This is a genomic window from Calyptranema fuscum S582 (assembly GCF_055793305.1).
Genome location: NZ_JBSLYH010000004.1, coordinates 192210 through 210782, shown reverse-complemented (window position 1 = coordinate 210782; position 18573 = coordinate 192210). Strand labels below are relative to the sequence as shown.

The 18573-nt window shown below is 49.2% G+C and carries 13 protein-coding genes; 9 read left to right on the top strand and 4 right to left on the bottom strand.

The features are described from left to right. The first annotated feature begins 12 nt into the window (after positions 1–12). The 4 genes from ACR6Z4_RS05010 to ACR6Z4_RS04995 all read left to right on the top strand — a co-directional run bounded on the left by ACR6Z4_RS05010 (position 13) and on the right by ACR6Z4_RS04995 (position 4835). Complete coding sequence (locus ACR6Z4_RS05010; RefSeq protein WP_479716125.1) at positions 13–435, top strand: response regulator; 423 nt, start codon at positions 13–15, stop codon at positions 433–435. Positions 436–914: 479 nt separating this feature from the next. Next, positions 915–2102 carry a sensor histidine kinase gene (locus ACR6Z4_RS05005; protein ID WP_479716124.1) on the top strand — a complete coding sequence of 396 codons (1188 nt, stop codon included), beginning with the start codon at positions 915–917 and terminating at the stop codon, positions 2100–2102. A 144-nt stretch (positions 2103–2246) separates the two neighbouring features. Then, on the top strand, positions 2247–2624 hold the full coding sequence (locus tag ACR6Z4_RS05000; RefSeq protein WP_479716123.1) for a response regulator: 378 nt from the start codon (positions 2247–2249) through the stop codon (positions 2622–2624). A gap of 3 nt (positions 2625–2627) precedes the next feature. Then, positions 2628–4835 (top strand): PAS domain S-box protein, encoded by a 2208-nt coding sequence (locus ACR6Z4_RS04995; RefSeq protein WP_479716122.1) that lies wholly within the window; start codon positions 2628–2630, stop codon positions 4833–4835. Positions 4836–4910: 75 nt separating this feature from the next. On the opposite strand, the gene ACR6Z4_RS04990 is transcribed toward ACR6Z4_RS04995, so the two are convergent. Next, positions 4911–5732, bottom strand: coding sequence for an alpha/beta fold hydrolase (locus ACR6Z4_RS04990; protein ID WP_479716121.1), 822 nt, complete (start codon positions 5730–5732; stop codon positions 4911–4913). A gap of 14 nt (positions 5733–5746) precedes the next feature. Continuing rightward, positions 5747–6466 carry a lysophospholipid acyltransferase family protein gene (locus ACR6Z4_RS04985; protein WP_479716120.1) on the bottom strand — a complete coding sequence of 240 codons (720 nt, stop codon included), beginning with the start codon at positions 6464–6466 and terminating at the stop codon, positions 5747–5749. A 952-nt stretch (positions 6467–7418) separates the two neighbouring features. On the opposite strand from ACR6Z4_RS04985, the gene metG reads away from it, so the two are divergent. The 3 genes from metG to lptC all read left to right on the top strand — a co-directional run bounded on the left by metG (position 7419) and on the right by lptC (position 11006). After that, positions 7419–9020, top strand: coding sequence for a methionine--tRNA ligase (metG, locus tag ACR6Z4_RS04980; RefSeq protein WP_479716119.1), 1602 nt, complete (start codon positions 7419–7421; stop codon positions 9018–9020). A gap of 129 nt (positions 9021–9149) precedes the next feature. Continuing rightward, positions 9150–9755, top strand: a complete 606-nt coding sequence (locus tag ACR6Z4_RS04975) for a LabA-like NYN domain-containing protein (protein ID WP_479716118.1) — start codon at positions 9150–9152, stop codon at positions 9753–9755. Positions 9756–9848: 93 nt separating this feature from the next. Continuing rightward, positions 9849–11006, top strand: coding sequence for an LPS export ABC transporter periplasmic protein LptC (gene lptC / locus ACR6Z4_RS04970; protein ID WP_479716117.1), 1158 nt, complete (start codon positions 9849–9851; stop codon positions 11004–11006). A gap of 208 nt (positions 11007–11214) precedes the next feature. On the opposite strand, the gene ACR6Z4_RS04965 is transcribed toward lptC, so the two are convergent. Together ACR6Z4_RS04965 and ACR6Z4_RS04960 are read right to left on the bottom strand one after the other, a co-directional pair. Next, complete coding sequence (locus ACR6Z4_RS04965; RefSeq protein WP_479716116.1) at positions 11215–12534, bottom strand: D-alanyl-D-alanine carboxypeptidase; 1320 nt, start codon at positions 12532–12534, stop codon at positions 11215–11217. 253 nt (positions 12535–12787) lie between these two features. Then, positions 12788–13603 (bottom strand): M23 family metallopeptidase, encoded by an 816-nt coding sequence (locus ACR6Z4_RS04960; protein ID WP_479716115.1) that lies wholly within the window; start codon positions 13601–13603, stop codon positions 12788–12790. A gap of 850 nt (positions 13604–14453) precedes the next feature. Between ACR6Z4_RS04960 and ACR6Z4_RS04955 the strand changes: the two genes are divergently transcribed. Then, positions 14454–18086: a choice-of-anchor D domain-containing protein gene (locus ACR6Z4_RS04955; RefSeq protein WP_479716114.1), complete on the top strand. Its 3633-nt coding sequence runs from the start codon at positions 14454–14456 to the stop codon at positions 18084–18086. A gap of 16 nt (positions 18087–18102) precedes the next feature. Then, positions 18103–18537: a hypothetical protein gene (locus ACR6Z4_RS04950; protein ID WP_479716113.1), complete on the top strand. Its 435-nt coding sequence runs from the start codon at positions 18103–18105 to the stop codon at positions 18535–18537. Positions 18538–18573: the final 36 nt, after the last annotated feature.

Genomic DNA, 18573 nt, shown 5'->3' with positions numbered 1-18573 from the left:
GATCGCCCAACCATGCGTCCTATTGAAATTCTATTAGTAGAAGACTCTCCCAGTGATGCGAAGCTGACCATTCGAAATTTGCAAGACAGTAAAATTATCAATCGGATTCATTGGGTCGAGGATGGCGAAACGGCGATGGAGTGTTTACACCAAGTCGGTGGGTATGCCGATAGACCCCGCCCCGACTTGGTTCTCCTAGACCTCAATTTGCCCGGAATGGATGGGCGAGAAGTATTAGAGGCGATTAAAACAGATCCCCATCTGCGACTGATCCCGGTGGTGGTTTTGACCACATCTGCCGATGAAGCCGATATCCTACGTTCCTATCAACTCAATGCCAATTGTTACATCACGAAGCCTGTGGATATTCAACAGTTTATCCAGGTGATTCATTTAATTCATGATTTTTGGTTGGCGGTGGTTAAGTTGCCATGAACCTGGGGGGTATGTTTCCCATAGGTGGGTAATTTTCAGGGGTCGTCGTCGTCAATGCCAATGATCTATACCCCTATAACGACATACAGATTGATAAAGTACAGGAGTGTAGCGGTCGTATCTCCTCTACGGGGGGTCTCATATCTCGCATTGGCACCTTCAGCCCTCTACTTCTAGGGCTTATTGGCGCATTCAGCCCTCTACTTATGGGGCTTATATGGCGCAACATTCGGCAGACCTGCTTCTTGTAGGGTATGCCGCGCCTCTACGCAGGACATTACACCTTAATCAAGCTGCTTTCTTCTCCAACCTGAAGGTGATGGGTACGGCACGCGATCCTGCCTATTCGATCTCTTTCAAGTTCGTTGGGCGGGGGCTTTGCCTCCACCCAACGAACCCCAACCACTTAATTTGCCAGAGGTTTATTAAACAACTGGGGCTGGTGAGATGAAATCGGACATTTTCTGACTGAACGGGTTATGCAGAATCAATCAATTCAAGTTTTATTGGTAGAAGATAATCTTGCTGATGCCAGGCTTTTGAGCCAAGGGTTTACCCGTCTGGCTACGCAAGAATGGCAGATTGTGACTGCTGAAACCCTGGAAGAGGCGATCGCCACGTATCAAGCCTATGAAAGCGATCGCCCCTTTGACCTGGTTTTACTCGATTTGGGGTTACCCGACTCACGCGGCATCGAAACATTAAAACAATTTCGGGCAGCCATTCCTGATGTCTCAGTGGTCGTCTTAACGGGGCTAGATGATGAAGAATTAGCGCTACAAGCGGTGGTTGAAGGTGCCCAAGATTACATTGTTAAAGATCAAGTGACGTTACAACGTTTGATCCAAATTTTTCGGTTTGCGATCGAGCGGCAACAACTATTAATTCAACGCAAACAAAGTGAAGAACGCTTTCGTCAGGCATTAGAACGCGAACAAGAATTAAATGGTCTCAAATCCAGTTTTGTTGAGATGGTTTCCCATGAATTTCGCAATCCATTAACCATCATCCGCACGGCTTCAGAACTTTTGCAAAAAAGTTTAGAAAACTCGATCGATGAAAAGTGTAAACGATGGTTTGAGCGGATTGAATTTGCCAACGATCAACTGATTTATTTAATTGACGATGTGCTGAACCTCAGCCGAGTTCAGGCGAGTGAGTTGAAATGCGAACCTGCTTTATTAGACTTAGCTATATTTTGTCAGGATTTAGTTGAAGATATTCGTCAGGGCATTGTCGATAGCCATCGCATTATTTTGACCTGTCATGGTGAACTTAATCATGCGGTCACTGATATCAATTTGATCCGCTCTATTTGTAGCAATTTGCTATCCAATGCAATCAAATATTCGCCCCAGGGCGGAACAATTCAGGTCGATTTAATCCGTCAGGATGACGTTTTTCTGTTTCAGGTTCAAGATGCAGGCATTGGTATTCCTGAGTCTGAACAACATCGTCTGTTTGAAAGTTTTTATCGAGCCAGCAATGCCGTTGGACTGCCAGGAACGGGGCTGGGTTTGTCTATCGTCAAACGCTGTGTTGATGCGCTCCAAGGACAAATCCAGGTCAGCAGTACTGTAAATCACGGAACAACTGTTACCGTTCAGTTGCCCTATATTTATTCATCCCTACCCTCGTCAACCCCTTCCATGAATCCCCATCCCTGATCAACACCTATTCCCCATCAGCAAGATGGCGGATCTATCCGAGTTCTTCCCGATTGAACGTTACCCTGTTAGGGGATGTTGGAAACGTTCTATTGTGCATCGCACATGTTGGGATGAAAAGACTGCTTGATGGTTGAAACGCTCATGAATAAATCAATTTTAATTGTGGATGATGAAGAGGATGTGCGGGCGATCGCCCAATTGGGTCTAGAAATGGGCGCAGGTTGGACGGTTTTAACGGCATGTTCGGGTCACGAAGGCTTGACGATGGCAGCCCATCATCGACCAGATGCGATTTTGCTGGATATGATGATGCCAGATATGGATGGGCGAACGACCTTACAGCACTTAAAAAACAACCCTGTCACCCAGGCAATTCCCGTGATTTTTGTTACTGCCAAAGCTCAATCGGCAGAGCGAAATAGTTTCTCAGAACTGGCGGTGGCAGCTGTTTTTGCTAAACCGTTTCGCCCGCTCAAACTCGCCGCGCAAATTAGCCAAGCCTTGGGCTGGAATGCTTAGCCTATGAATGAGTCCTCAGACATCCGCGATCGCCCACCTCAACCTCTCTCCTATCCCTTTGAAGAGCGCTATCGCAGTATCTTCGAAAATGCCGTCGATGGCATTTTTCAAACCGACATGGATGGCAAATATTTAGATGCCAACCCTGCTCTGGTGCACATGTATGGCTATCACTCGTTAGAAGAGTTACTCCTATCCCAACCCAATTTCTACAATCGCCTCTATGTAGACGCTAACCGCCGCGCCGAATTTGCCGCCTCAATGGCGCAAGTGGGCAAAGTTTCAAACTTTGAATCGCAAATTTACCGCCAAGACGGTAGCACGATTTGGATTGCCGAAACTGCCTGGAAAATTTGTGATGCCAATGGCAACCTGCTGTATTACGAAGGGATTGTGCAAAATATTAGCGATCGCAAGCACAACGAAGCCGAACGGATCAAAGCAGAAGCCGCACTATTGGAAAGCGAAGCGCAAAACCGCGCCATTTTGACAGCCATCCCCGATCTAATGTTTCGCATGAACAGCGATGGGTTTTATTTAGGCTACGTCAAAACCAAGGAGCTTAACGATTTACTGCCACCGGACTACCACCCCATTGGCAGGCACATCCAGGATTTTTTGCCCGCAGAAGTTGTCCAGCGACATTTGTATCACCTCAATCAGGCACTCAGCACTCGCAAAAGCCAGCTGTATGAGCAACAAAACTGGGTGCATGGCAAATTGCAGTATGAAGAAGTGCGGGTGGTCGTGAGTGGTGAGAAAGAAGCGCTGTTTATGATCCGCGATATCAGCGATCGCAAACAAGCCGAGTTGGCACTGCGACTTTCAGAAGAAAAATTTTCTAAAGCGTTTAACTCCAGCCCCAGTGCGGTCACCATCACCAGCCTCAAAGATGGTCGTCACATCGAAGTCAACGAAAGTTTTTGTCAGGTGACAGGCTATAAAAAAGAAGAAATTATTGGGCGCACGGCGATTGAACTCGACTTATGGATGGATCCACACGATCGCGATCGCGTCTTCCATGTCTTATCGACCGAAGGGGTGGTGCGCAACCATGAATTTGAATATCGCACTAAGAAAAACGAAACCCGGACGGCATTGCTATCGCTGGAAATTATTAGTCTGCATGGGGAAGAATGTTTGCTATCCCTTTCCAATGACATTACCGAACGCAAACAAGCTGAAGAAGCGTTGCGACAAGCCAATCAAGAACTCGAAGCCGCTCTGCAACAACTGCAAGCAACCCAGGCAGAACTGATCCAGTCTGAAAAAATGGCGGCGTTGGGGCATTTAATTGCGGGCATTGCTCACGAAATCAACACCCCACTGGGGGCAATTCGTGCCTCGAATGGCAATACGATCAAAGCGCTAGAAGAATCACTCGGTCAGCTACCCAAACTGTTTCAGATTCTGCCTGAGGCTGAACAGATCCGATTTTTTACCCTGGTTGATCGGGTGATGCAAATTGATCTGTTAAAAACGCCGAGTTCGCGAGAAAGGCGACAATTAAAGCGATCGCTCAGCGATCACCTGCAAGCCCATCAGATTGAGGGGGCATGGAATATTGCCGATACCCTGGTTGATATGGGGATTCACGACGAAATTGACCCTTTTATTGGATTACTCCAAGACGACCATGCTGATTTGATATTACAAGTGGCTTACAATCTGGCGCGACTCAAAGGCAATAGCCAAAATATTTCGACGGCGGTCGAACGGGCTTCTAAAGTTGTGTTTGCGCTCAAGAGTTATGCCCGCTATGACCACAGCGGCGAACGGGTATTGGCAGATCTGACGGACGGCTTGGAAACTGTGTTGACCCTATGCCATAACCAGATCAAGCAAGGCATCGACGTCATCCGCGACTACCAACCGTTGCCTAAAATCCTCTGTTATCCCGATGAACTCAACCAGGTCTGGACGAATCTCATCCAAAATTCTATTCAAGCCATGCAGGGTCAGGGAACCTTGGCGATCGCCACATTTCTGCAACAGGATCAGGCGATCGTGCAAATTACAGACTCTGGATGTGGCATCCCGGCGGACATTCAAGCCAAAATTTTTGATCCCTTTTTCACCACAAAACCGCCCGGAGAAGGCAGTGGCTTAGGGCTGGATATCAGCAAAAAAATTATCGACCGTCACAGTGGGCAGATCGAAGTCGAAAGTATCCCCGGACAGACGATCTTTCGGGTCTGCCTGCCGATTTAGGAACTTGGAGATGTGAGAGGGGGCGACGGCAGAGCCGTCGCCCCCTCTCAATACATTGCAGGTTGATTCAGCCGATCAGCCCATCAATTCAGACACCTGCGATCGCGGTGCCAGAGGTTCGACAAACGCGACTCTCTGTAAGATTTCATGCAAGTTGATATCACCTTCTAACAGGCAGGCGTGACCACTGACCGGCAACGTGTGGGTGCGGGCGTTGGGTAATTTGCTGACCAGATATCGGGCTTCAGACACCGACGGCAATAGGCGATCGCACTCACTGGCAATCACTAATGTCGGTTGGGTGATCTGTTGCAGTTGTCGCTCATTGACCTCAAACTCGCGCAACAGGGCAATTCGCCAGACCGAGCTGCGGTAAGAGACAGATTGCATGGCAGTCAACAGGGCTTGACGGTCATTGGCTTCAATGCGATCTAGCGCGGCTAACAAGGGCAACAACGAAATGCACGATAACTGATAAATGGGTTCAGGCAACACCTGAGTTAAATACGATCCCCAGCTCATCCATAGCCGTCGGTTAAACGATGATGCCGGGTTGATCAAAATCAGACGATGAAACAAATCTGGCGATCGCAACACCAGCTTCAATGCCAGACAACCGCCAAACGATTCGCCACATAGATAGACGGTGCGTTGAAAGTCGCCATCCAATTCCGTTCTGATCAAGGCTGTGACCTGATCTGTGAGGTTGTCCCAATCGGTTAAATCATCGGGTGCGATCGCCAAACAGCGTACATCAAAGGACCGTTCTAATCCTTCCGTTTGTTTATGCAACAGGCTGCCTGTGCCATCCATTCCAGGGAGAAACACAAATAAGGGAAGTTCATGTCTAGTTTTATTGGGCGTCCGAAAATAAACGTTAGCAGAGGATGGAGGCATGGTGGTTTGCAATCTTAAAAACCCTGGCGGAGTAGGTCACAAATTTCACTATGACACTGCTCTGTCAGTTCTGTAATAATGCTTCTGGCTTGTTTCCCCTGATAGCTCTGACGGTGCGCCTGGGTAATCCAGATCGGACGCCCCACTAATACATTTACCCGCTGGTAGACCACTAACGGATGCCAGCCCGATTGGTCAAACAATGGCTCAGAGGCATCAAACCAGCTGAGCAGTTTGACCGGAAAAAGGGAGTGAGAAATTTCTTCCTGAGATGCGATCGCCACGGGTAAGATGGCGAGATCCTCAACGTGCGATCGCAATGCCAGATGCGCAAACCCCCGCTGGAACACGCCTACCTGGCTGGGCGAGGTAAGACTGACCATGGTCTGTGCCCCTTCCGGGAAAATGCCAACAATCTCACGGTTCTGCAACAGTCTAACGGCTTGATGAAAAAAGTGTTGTTGCCGCTGATTGGGCGCATCCAACGGAAAACAGCCCAGACGGGTGACAAATTCCCGTAGTAAGGGCACATTCGCCATATAGTGATGGCAGGCAAATCGTACAGATTGATCAATCGTTGCCATCAATAGGGGAGCATCTAAAAAGCTGCGATGATTGCTAATCAACAATACCCGACTGCTATCGGGAATCCGGTCTTGATGATGGAAAAATGCCCGCGTTCCAAAAGAGGATAGGAGATGTTGCGAAATCAGTAGCGGGTTGACAAGAGTCATACAGATAACCTCTGACGCTGATATAGTCTCCCTCTCAATTGCTCCCTCAGTTGCTCCCAACGCGTATGACATCTTGTTTTGAGCAAACTAAAACCCCCCATTCTGAAACCCAAATAGTCTTTTACATTAATTTACATCACCCGTGCTGTTTCACCATGCTTCCAGAGTAAGGCACTGGAGCCATCGCTCTCCTACTTAAGTTAGAGTCAGCGGTCTTTGCCCAATCCTTTTGGCAACTATAGGCAAACAGCGGCAGAAATCCTGATTCTGATCGATTTTGTGTTGGAGTCAACCCAACCTGAGTTAGAACCAGGAAAAATCTGGATAGCAAACGATAGAACAGTAATTCTGGTGGGTGCGAAAAGATAATCTAATATCGCAATTCCAAATGGGTTGGCAGAGGCACACCCCGCCGGGGTGTGCCTCTGCCAACGCGCCCATCTTAAAACTCATTTAGAACGGATTTAGAACGGCTATATCTCACTGAGAATCGGTCTGGAAAGTTGAACGGGGAAGCCCGCAGGGCTTGCTGATTAAGTCTTACTGTCATCTTTTGCATAGGTTCTGATTTAAAGAAATCTATGGTTCAATGACTAAACATTAAGATTTGATTAATAGATTTTAGATTCATGAATAGGTATCTCAGTAATTATAATCATTTAAGATTTTCAGCCTCTTTTCGGGAGAGTTAATGATTACTATAGTTAGTATTTACGTTCAAATTTTCCGGATACTTCTATAGCAAATCAAACAAACAAACCAATCAAACAAGCCAAGCAGAACACATAAACACGCTAAACATAGTATTGCTTTGTAAATAGTATGACGCTGCCTCATCTCAATCGGTTAGTCCGGTTCAGATAGGCTGTGCTTACTTTAGGACGAGATAGGGATTAACCCCTTTTGTCTTCAAGCTATAGATAAGTAGTGGGGGTTAATTATTAGTATTCTCATGGATCGTATTGCTACGGGAAAAGACTCATTTGCATTAACAACGCCTCTATATTACGTGAATGACTTGCCCCATATGGGCAGTGCTTACACGACCATAGCTGCGGATGCGATCGCGCGATTTCAAAGGCTTCAGGGTAAATCAGTGCTCCTGATTACCGGAACCGATGAGCACGGGCAAAAAATACAACGGGCAGCAGCCGATCTGGGGCGATCGCCTCAAGATCACTGCGATCAGGTTGTAGCAGGGTTTCAATCCCTCTGGAAACAGCTCAATATTAGCTACGATCGCTTTAGTCGTACGACGTCTCCTCGCCATGAGAGTATTGTCCGAGAGTTCTTTCAGCGGGTTTGGCAAAAGGGTGATATTTACTTAGGGGAACAAAAAGGTTGGTATTGCGTCTCTTGTGAAGAGTTCAAAGAAGAACGAGAGCTATTAGAGGGACATCGCTGCTCTATCCATACCAATAAAGAGGTGGAATGGCGAGACGAGCAAAATTACTTTTTTCGTCTGTCCCACTATCAACATTCTTTAGAAACCTTTTATCAAGACAATCCAACGTTTATCCAACCTGAAAGTCGCCGCAATGAGGTGTTGAGTTTTGTTAGCCAAGGGCTACAAGACTTTTCGATCTCTCGGATTAACTTAGACTGGGGGTTTGCTGTCCCCACCGATGCCAACCATACCCTCTATGTTTGGTTTGATGCTCTTCTGGGTTATGTTACGGCTCTTTTAGATCCTGATGTCGAACCCACCCTAGAAAATGCCCTAGCCCATTGGTGGCCGATTCAATTGCATCTCATTGGCAAAGATATTCTGCGTTTCCATGCGGTCTATTGGCTTGCTATGCTGATGTCGGCAGATCTACCGCTGCCAGGTCGCGTCTTTGGGCACGGTTTTCTGACCAAAGACGGACAGAAAATGGGAAAAAGTCTAGGCAATACAATTGATCCCGTCGATTTAGTCGAGCAGTATGGGGCGGATGCGGTTCGTTACTATTTCCTCAAAGAAATTGAGTTTGGGCGAGATGGCGATTTTAACGAAACCCGTTTCATTCATATTCTGAATGCAGATCTGGCAAATGATTTAGGTAATCTTCTAAATCGCACCATACCCATGGCTATCAAATACTGCGATCGCCGTGTTCCCCCCGTCTCAGCCGAGACGATTGCACCTGATATCATTCTTAAATCCAAAGGAACGCTGTTAGGGCAGCAAGTGACCCAAGCCTATGATGCCCTTGCCTTTAGTCAGGCGTGTGACGCCATTCTGTCACTGGTGCGGGCAAGCAATAAGTTTCTCGATGAGACAGCTCCCTGGTCACTGTATAAACAGGGCAAACAAGCCGATGTTGAACAAGTGCTCTACTCAGTTTTAGAATCTGTCAGGTTGTCTGCGTATCTTTTGTCTCCCATCATTCCCGATATCAGCACTGCTATCTACCGTCAGCTTGGGTTTGATATTGACTTTAATGACGAAACAACAATAAATCACGTTGCATTGTTCGTTTCCCATTCGCAGTGGGGAACTCTACCGGGTAATCAATATTTGGGTGATCCCCAGCCTATTTTCAAACGATTAGAGCCGATCGCTCCCGTTTAACTCGGTCACTGCAAATCGACGGCTATTTTTTTCACCTGATTCGCCCCGATTCAACCTAACTAAAGCTCTAAACAAGATTCCATAAAAACCCTGGATGACTCTTTCATAACAACGTTGAGGTATAAAACTATGTTTAATCAAGTAGACAACGAAGACATGTTCACCCCCGAACAGGTTTTAGAAAATCGAGGTAGAGTTGCGATTTTTATTGATGGTTCCAATCTGTTTTATGCAGCGCTGCAATTGGGCATCGAAATTGACTATACAAAACTACTGTGCCGGTTGACCTGCGGGTCTAGACTGTTGCGTTCCTTTTTCTATACGGGCGTCGATCGCACCAACGAAAAGCAACAGGGCTTTTTGCTCTGGATGCGTCGTAATGGCTACCGGGTGATTGCAAAAGACCTGGTGCAACTGCCAGATGGTTCTAAAAAAGCCAATTTAGATGTTGAAATTGCTGTGGATATGATGGCACTGGTGTCGTCCTATGACACTGCTGTGCTGGTCAGTGGCGATGGAGATCTGGCTTACGCTGTGAATGCCGTCAGCTATCGGGGCGCACGGGTAGAAGTGGTGAGTCTGCGGTCGATGACGAGCGACAGCTTGATCAATGTGGCAGATCGATATATTGATCTGGATTCGATTAAAGAAGATATCCAGAAAATGCCTCGGCAAAACTATACCTACCGACCTCTTTCAGGCATTGGCTTGATGGATGATCCCGACGAACCCTAGATTAAGATAATGTTTTTGCGTAGATGCTAGTGTGGCACATAGACCACCTCTATGCGGAAGCATCGATCCCAACTAAGGTCGCTGAAAAAGTTCATGCAAAGTCTCCGAGGTTCACGAATTTATTTACCGAAAGCGTTAGCCATACTGCTAGCTACGGTTTCGTTGTTGGTTAGTTTGTCGGGGTGCCGGGGTGGGGAGCGCACTACCGACAGTGCAACGGATGACAGCGAGCCTACTCAAGAAATTGAAAGCAGTTTAGTTTTTAATAACCTCACCCTCAAACAAGCCGGTGACAACGGTGCCACGCTGTGGAATGTTCATGCTGAACGTGTGGTCTATAGCCAGGATCAAAAAATTGCCCAGGTAACTAACCCGAAAGGGGAGTTGTTTGAAGATGGCAAAGCAATCCTTCAAGTGCAGGCGCAGCAAGGAGAGATTCAGCAAGACGGAGAAAGGATTGTATTGCGGGGTCAGGTTGTGGCAACCGATCTAAAAAGCAAGGCAGTCTTACGCGGAGATGAAATGGAATGGGTGCCAGCGGAGGGGGTTTTGACCGTTCGCAATCATGTCGTGGGTACCCATCCACAGCTGCGGCTGTCGGGTCGGCAGTTGCAACTGTTCAGTAAAGAGCGACGCGCAGAAATTACGGGTCGTGTGGTAATGATTTCTCAAAATCCGGCGATGAGGCTGCAAGGGGAAAAACTTACCTGGTTTATCGATGAAGAAAAGGTGTTGAGCGATCGCCTGGTGCAAGTGGCGCGACTTCGGGGTAACCGCATTACCGATACGGCAGTCGCAAACCGGGCAGATGTCAATCTCAAAACCAAAGTTGCTACTCTGCGGCAAGATGCTCAAATTGCCATGAGCGATCCCCCGCTGCAAATTAGAGGCAATTCCTTAATCTGGAATTTAGAGCAAGATGTTTTAGTGGCTAATCAACCTGTGACGGTCAATCAGCAACAACAGCAGGTCGTGATTAACTCCAATCAGGCACGCATGGATTTAAAGCGCCGGATTGCCACCTTTACCCAAAATGTTCGTGCTGTTTCGCAACGCAACCAATCGCAGCTCAATTCCGATCGCCTGACGTGGAATATTCCGACGCAGCAAGTACAAGCCGAGGGCAATGTTGATTATCGGCAAGTGCAGCCATTTTTGCATGTGCGTGGTCCGCGTGCCTTTGGACGGCTGGATGACCAGACGGTGGTCGTTAGCGGCGGCAGAGTGGTGTCAGAGATCATTCCTGAGTAATATAGCAGCCGAGAGGCTGGTTGAACGGGGTGCAGGGGTGGAACCCCTGACTGGGGGCGCAAGCCCCCACACCCTTTGTCTTAATCAACCCTTCGACGGCTATGTAGCGCTGTGCAGGTTGATTCAGTACGGTGTTGTGGGGCGCGGAGCGCCCCACAACACCGTTTCTGTACTTAACGAACTTGCATACTGCTATAGAAGGCAGAGCCTACGGCAAGATTTCATTGCGGCTGGCTGCGCCTAGCTGAGTGCCCTCGATCTGCGTGCGATCGCTGCTTGCCAGCCCAACCGTTGCTGGGTCGGTGACGCCCCAATCTTGAATTAAGCCCTGGATTAACAGATCTTGTTGGGCATGTAACAATTCCAGGTCGGCAGTGCCTACATTAATAATTGAAAACCAGACAAGACCGCGATCGCGAGTGGGGATCACACCGGCCAGGGCACTCACCCTGTCTAACGTTCCTGTTTTAACTGCCGCCCCTGTAGGCAGCATGCGACCGCCCAGAGTACCGCGATCGCGACCAATCACTGGAAATAAATCTGCCACGGTTAATTGATGGGGTTGAACGTATCGTTGCAGGGCGATGAGCATAGCAGCGATCGCTCTGGGGGTGATGCGATTTTCCTCCCCCAATCCAGAGCCGTTGATCAAGTGAATCTCTTCAGCGGGCACCCCCGCCAGTTGCGCTGCTTTGGTGGCAACCACATTTGCTCCCCCGACCGAGTTTGCCATCATGTCTGACATGAGGTTATTGCTGTAGATATTCATCGAGCGAAGAATATCTACCATTGGCAGCGATCGATGGCGCAAAATCGGTTTGGCACTGGTGTTAGCCGCTTCTGCCTGAGATAGCACGCGCACGGTTCCCTCGATGCTGATACGAGGTTGGGGGGTGCCTGGAGGTAAGGTTTGATATTGAGTAGCCGCCTCAGCATTCCACTCAGTCGCATTGATCCCCTGCTTCAAGAGATTGCCAGATATCAGGGGATCCGATTGAAAATTCATCACAAAATTCTCAGTCACGAGCAGATCCCCGGTGATGCGGCGAATTCCCATTTGCTCTAAAGCATTGGCAAGGGCGATCGCTTCTTCCCAGACAAAGAAGGGATCGCCCCCAGCTTGAACTACTAAATTCCCTTGCAGAACGCCAGCTTGAATCGATCCGGTAGCACTGACCAGAGTAATAAATTGATGATCCGGTTCCCAGGTGGCTAGTGCTACCAGCGTCGTGGGAATTTTGCTCAACGAGGCAGCCGACAGCAATGCTGCACCTTGATGTTCGGCAAGAATCTGATCTTGCGTCTGAATCCAAATGCCCTGCTCTGGGACTGACATGCCTGCGGCGGCTACTGCCTCTACGTGCCGTTGCACGATCGCGGTAGCAGTCGGTTCGATCGCACGTTCGGGTTGCCCCAGCGATTTTACCCAGGTGGCATCTAACCAGTTGCCCCAATTGACTTCGTGCAAGGGTTTGACCTCTCCTGTGCTGAGAAACAGTGACAGGATAGAGCTGAAAAATTCCAGCACACTTAGTGCTCCTGTGAAAAATGAGCGAATGAGAAATGAGCTAAGCCAGGTTATTTATGGCAGCACGGCGACGCCGCGCTGCCATAAATCTGCGGATTTATGAAATCTACAATCCTTATACCAATCAAATATGAAGCTGCAACTTTTTAAGAGGGGGTGTGGGGGTGAAACCCCCACGAAGGGGGCAACGCCCCCTTCACCCCCTCTTCCAATCAGGCGCATCTTCACATGGAAACGGTATTACGTATTGATCTTACTGAACTGGAGTGTTATCGCCAGGACGATAAGCATTTTGTTGCCCTGCATACATGGCTCTTAAGACCAATGCCGGATCAACCCAGTTGCCATTAAATTTCAATCCCCAATGCAGGTGAGGGCCTGTGGTGCGACCAGTCATACCGACCCGCCCAATGCGATCGCCTGCTAAAACTTCTTGCCCTTCCCGGATCTGTAAGCCCCCTTCGCGGTCAATCAGAAACGGACCATTGGCATCGGATTCGACATGTCCACGCATATGGCAATAGATATGCGTCCAGTTTCCAGATTCCACTACGACCGACGTGCCACAGTTGCTATTGTCCGACACTTCTACAACCCGACCCGACCACCAATTCCGAATATAGCTGCCTTCGGGCGCTGCCATATCCAGCCCATAGTGAAATTCCTGGCTATAGCCACCTGTTGGAGAGCGGCGATATCCAAACGGCGAGGTGTAAGACTGAAAATTTTCCACCGGAAAAGAAGCACCTTGCCATTCATTTACGGCGATATCCGTGGAGGTAATGTCAGCAACTTGAGGGTCTTCATTGGCGCTGACAACGCCTGTATTAATGGCGAGGTCGGGTTGACGTGCGGAGGTCGTTGAAGAATAAGAGTTTGGATTTGCCGTAGGTGTCTGCGTCGATGTATTAAACGTGGGTTGGGAGGAATTCGCTTGAGGAATTTCGACGGCGTTTAACCCATGAGCTGCAACTAAGTCTTGGTGGGTATCGAGGATGACAAGCCCAAACAAACTAATACCCACAAGTAGCAATAGCTTATTTGAACGAATTCCAGCGTTTGATGTCATAGAGGGCAAAGATGAGTGAGTAAAAGTTTCCTCAATGGTGAATCGTTTGGCGTTGCGCAGGTCAGGCGTAGTCTAGTACACCCACTTAAAAGTTTTAGAGGGGGTGGAGGGGGTAAAACCCCCTCTTGGGGGCGCAGCCCCCAAACCCCCATGTTGCAAAATTTCGTGTTTGCAATACTAGGTATTTGAATATGAATTCTTGAGCCCAAATTATGCCACAGTTTTCATCTTAAAAACCTTAAACGGCAAGGATTCAATAAAATTATTAAATCCACAGGTTTAAGGGTTGCACCCACGCCCCTTTAAAATCGTCTCGACCATGGCGATCGCGTTGAAATCGAGTTGAAATTGATCCGTATTAATTCTGATTAATCTTGAAGATCTTGCGAAAAAGTACGGTTAGCAACTGATGAATAAAGAACGACCTCCTCCTCAGAGACCCCATCTCTGGGGACTTTTTTCATGTGTCTAGCAGCCGAAAGGCTGGCTAGAACAGGGTGCCGGGGTGGAACCCCGGCACCCCGTCCTGCTTAGCCATGCAAATGCTAAATTATCGCAATAAATTTCTACGGACAACGAAAAGCAGTAGGACACCTGTAAAGCTGTCTGAAGTTCCGGGAAGTCATCCGAATTTCTCTGTAGATCAGTATATATAGCGATTTGCGTTCTCACGAAAGACGACGCATTGGTGATAGTGCAACGGTGGGGTTCGTAAATCTGAAAAGTTTTTGCAATAGGATTTTCAGACCGATTCCCCGCAATCTAGACTATTTCCTTCTCCTGGTACTGTGACATTCCCGGTGGGAGTGCGATCGCGATTTTCTATCGACGAAGGCTCAGGGTTATTATCATGGCTCATCAGATGATTCCTCAAACCTATCTAGAATTAGCCAAACAAGGTGATGCCCAGGCGATCGCGGCTCTGATCAATCGTTCGCTACAGCCCAAAGGCATCACCGTTACGGGGCAACGTCATGGTCATGATTTGCACCTGATTTTGGAATCTTCCCGGACGTTGGCACAAGCAGGGGTCATGTCGTTGCTGAAGCAAGGGTTATCGCAACTGGGCATTACCTCGATCCAAACGATTAAAATCACCGCTCGGCAAACGGGCAAAACGGATTTTCTCTGGCAGCAAGATCTGGTTTTAGATCCAATCACTGAGCCACCCGAGATGGGGTCATCGCTATCCCCGGCTGAGTTATCCTCTGCGATCGCCGGTGCGACAACCACAAATACAGCCACAAATATTGAGGCACATATTCAGGGCAATGTGCAGGGGCAGCAAATTGCTATCGGCAGCAAAATTATCCAAATTACGAATTATGGTGGCAAGGTAGACCTGACGGCTAAGAAACCGCCAGCCTTGACCGCTCGCCCCAAACCAGACGCTTCGCTGTATTGCCGTCCGGTGAATTTGCTGGGGCGTAAGCGTGAAATCGAACAGGTCACAGGCGCGTTGCAACTCACGTCCCCGATTGAAGTTTACGGGGAAACGGGATTGGGCAAAACAGCTTTATTGCGATCGCTGGCGTATCACACGGCGTTTGCCGACCTGTTTACCGATGGCTTGGTCTATCGTCGCATTCGCCGACAACCCGTTGCTGATGTGGTGCAAACCCTCTTCGACGACTTCTGGCACTATCCGGGCGATGCTGCGGTTAAGCCAACCGATACCGAAATTCGCTATGCCTTACGCGGCAAGCAAGCTGTGGTGCTGCTGGATGATGTCGAGTGGGCAAGAGAAGAGATTGAAGAACTGGCAAATAATCTGCCGAGTTTGACGTTTTTGTTGGCATCTCCGACCCGTCAATTGTGGGAAGACGATCAGGCGATCGCTTTGCCGGGGTTATCGTTACCCGATGCGATGGCATTGGTCGAGCGAGAATTACGGCGATCGCTTACGGCAGCAGAACGGTCTGCCGCAGAGTCTGTTTGTCAACTCGTTAAAGGTCATCCGCTGAGAATTCTTCAGGCAACGGCATGGGTGCGCGAACAGACCTGTCCATTTGACTCGCTGGTAACATTGCTGCAAACCGCATCTATGGAAGAGTTGAGCGTGCGGTTATCGGCACAATTGCCCGATGAAGAACGGCGATCGCTGGCGGTGCTGTCTGTGTTGAACGGGGCACCCGTCCAGGCACACCACCTGGGAGCATTGATTGCCATTCCCAATATTGCCCCTGTTCTGCAAAACTTAGTGCGCCATAATCTGGTGTTAACTGATGGCAATAGCTATGGATTGGCAGAGAACTTGCTGCAACCGTTGCAACACGCCTGGAATCTGGGCGAATGGGGTCAACGCATCCTCCATTACTTTACCAACTGGGCAAGTAGCCAATCGCCCGATATTCTATTGCAGAGTTCTAACCTGCTGTTGGAGCTGGCAAAACAGGCTGTTGCAACCGAACAATGGTCTGCGGCATTGCAACTGGGACAGACATTAGACCCAATCCTCATGCTCAGCAACCAGTGGGGTGCGTGGGAGCAAGTGTTGCACGGAAGCTTGCAGGCAGCACAGGCGATGGGCAATGAATCGGCAGCCGCCTGGGCATTTCATCAGTTAGGGACACGGGCACTGGGGTTAGATAACGTTGCTGTTGCGCAAACCCAACTGACCCAGGCATTGCATCTGCGAGAGTCGCTGGCAGAAGAAACGGCTGCTGCGCTGACTCGGCATAATTTGAATTTGCTACCGCCGTTGGTGCAACCCGATGGTGCGACAGAGATTAGGTTACCGACCCGACCTGAGTTTCATGTGCCGCCCAATCTTTGGCGCAATCTGCTGATATTTGGGTCTGTTGTAGGGGGTGGCAGTTTGATCGCCCTGTTGTTGCTGTGGTGGCGTCCTTCGCTGTCACCGCGATCGCCCGATATCCAAATTTCAGTCAGCCGCGATCGCCTGGAATTTAGCCAACAGGACATCAATACCCGCAGTACACCTGAAACGGTTGAGCTGCGGAATCTGGGCACAACCCCGCTGGATATTGAACGGTTGACGTTGACGGGGGATAACGCCCGTGATTTTCAGGTGCAAGATGACTGCACCGCTACACCCCTGCTGCCACGAGACGATTGCACCGTCACCCTGAGTTTTACACCCCAGGCGACAGGCGATCGTCAGGCTACTGTGATGCTAGAAAGTGCAGCGGGAGACAGCCAATCCATTATTGAGGTATCGGGAACCGGGCGAGCCGTTGCGGGTGAAGTGACGTTGGAGTTTGATCCGGGTGCGATCGCCTTTCCAGATCAAAATCTAGGGACGCGCAGTGAGGCAAAATCCATTACGGTCAAAAATACCAGTGCCGAACCCGTTCAGATCAAAGCCATCAGTCCGCTAGGAGAACATAAAGATGACTTTTGGAGTGATGACAATTGTGCTGAAACAACCCTGGCTCCGGGCGGAACCTGTACGGTTCAGGTTGCGTTTCAGCCCACCCGTGAGGGCAATCGGGTTGCCAATTTAGTCTTATCGGCAATTGGCACCACAGCGACTGCCAACGCATCAGAACGCGTCTGGAATATTGCCTTGAGCGGGCGTGGCACCACTCCACCATCTCAGCCAACGTCAGCCATTCAGGTCGATCGCGATCGCCTGTCGTGGGGTGAGATAACGGTGGGCGATCGCAGTGACGTGGGTACGGTGACGATTTCTAACCCCGGTGCGGTGCCTCTGAGTGTGAGTGCCATTACGATCGCTGGCGAACAAAAAGGTGATTTTGCGATCGCGACCAACAATTGCAACGCTCGTCTGGCAGAAGATGAACGCTGCCAGGTTGCCATTCAGTTTAGCCCGACAGCAGCAGGCGATCGCACTGCTACGTTAGTGATTTCGCACAATGCCGCAGGCAGCAGTCGCACCGTTACCTTATCCGGTACAGGGAGTGTTGTAGAACCCCCGCAAATCTCAGAATTTGTGGCGACGCCCCAAGTCATCAGCATCGGTCAAGATGCGGAACTGTGTTACAGCGTCACCAATGCCACTCGTGCCTATATCCAGGATATGGGTGATGTTGCCGTTGGCACCAGACAGTGTATTCCCATCCGTCCGACCCAAGATACCAGCTATACCCTCGTTGCTATGGGTCGCAATGATCAAACCGTTCGCGAGACTATCCGCATCCAGGTGCAGCAAGAGCCACCTTCAACTCCCGAAGCTCTGACTCCAGGTACAACTGAACAAGACGGAACAAGTTTGTCGTGTTCTGGTGGCGTTATGTTGAGTTGGGCAGCAGGGACGACGGGTGGAACGCCTGCGGGGTATCGCGTCAGCTTGCAGTATTACGACGATAGCCAACAGAGCTGGTCAACCGTCGTTCAAGACTTAAACGTGACCCCCACTCAAGTTGATGTGACGCAATGGTTATTGGATACCAAAACCTATCTATGGCGATGGACTGTGAGTGCCTATGGCAGCGATGACAGCCAGAGTGAAGCAGCTCCCTGGCATTACTTTAGCTGTCCTGAATTTGGATTAATTTAACGAGGCTAATCATCGTATGAGCGAACAATTACCTACTAACAATAGTTTGAACATTAGCATCGGCGGCTCTATCACAGGCGATGTGGTCGGGTTAGGGGTTAATGTGCATCAACAAAAGCAGGTTGAAACGACCCCCAATACCGGCACCACAGACGCTGAACTGATGGAGTTTGTCAGGCTGTTAGCACAACTGAAAACCCAGGTCGAAACCGAGGCTTTACCTGCCCATAAAGAGGTTGCTTTACAATGGGTACAAGAGCTAGAAGGTGCGGTCACTGCCGAAAAGCCTGACCCAACTCGTCTAAAACGAGTGCAGCAATGGTTCGCCCGATATGTGCCAGCGGTATCAGGCATGGTTGCCAGCGTCGTTATTCATCCGATCGTGGGAAAACTAGTAGAAGCGACTGGCGAAGTTTTGGCAACAGATTTACGCCAACGCTTAGGACGTTAGACCTTGCTTGCTCAGGTTTGTTTAGGATTGTAGATT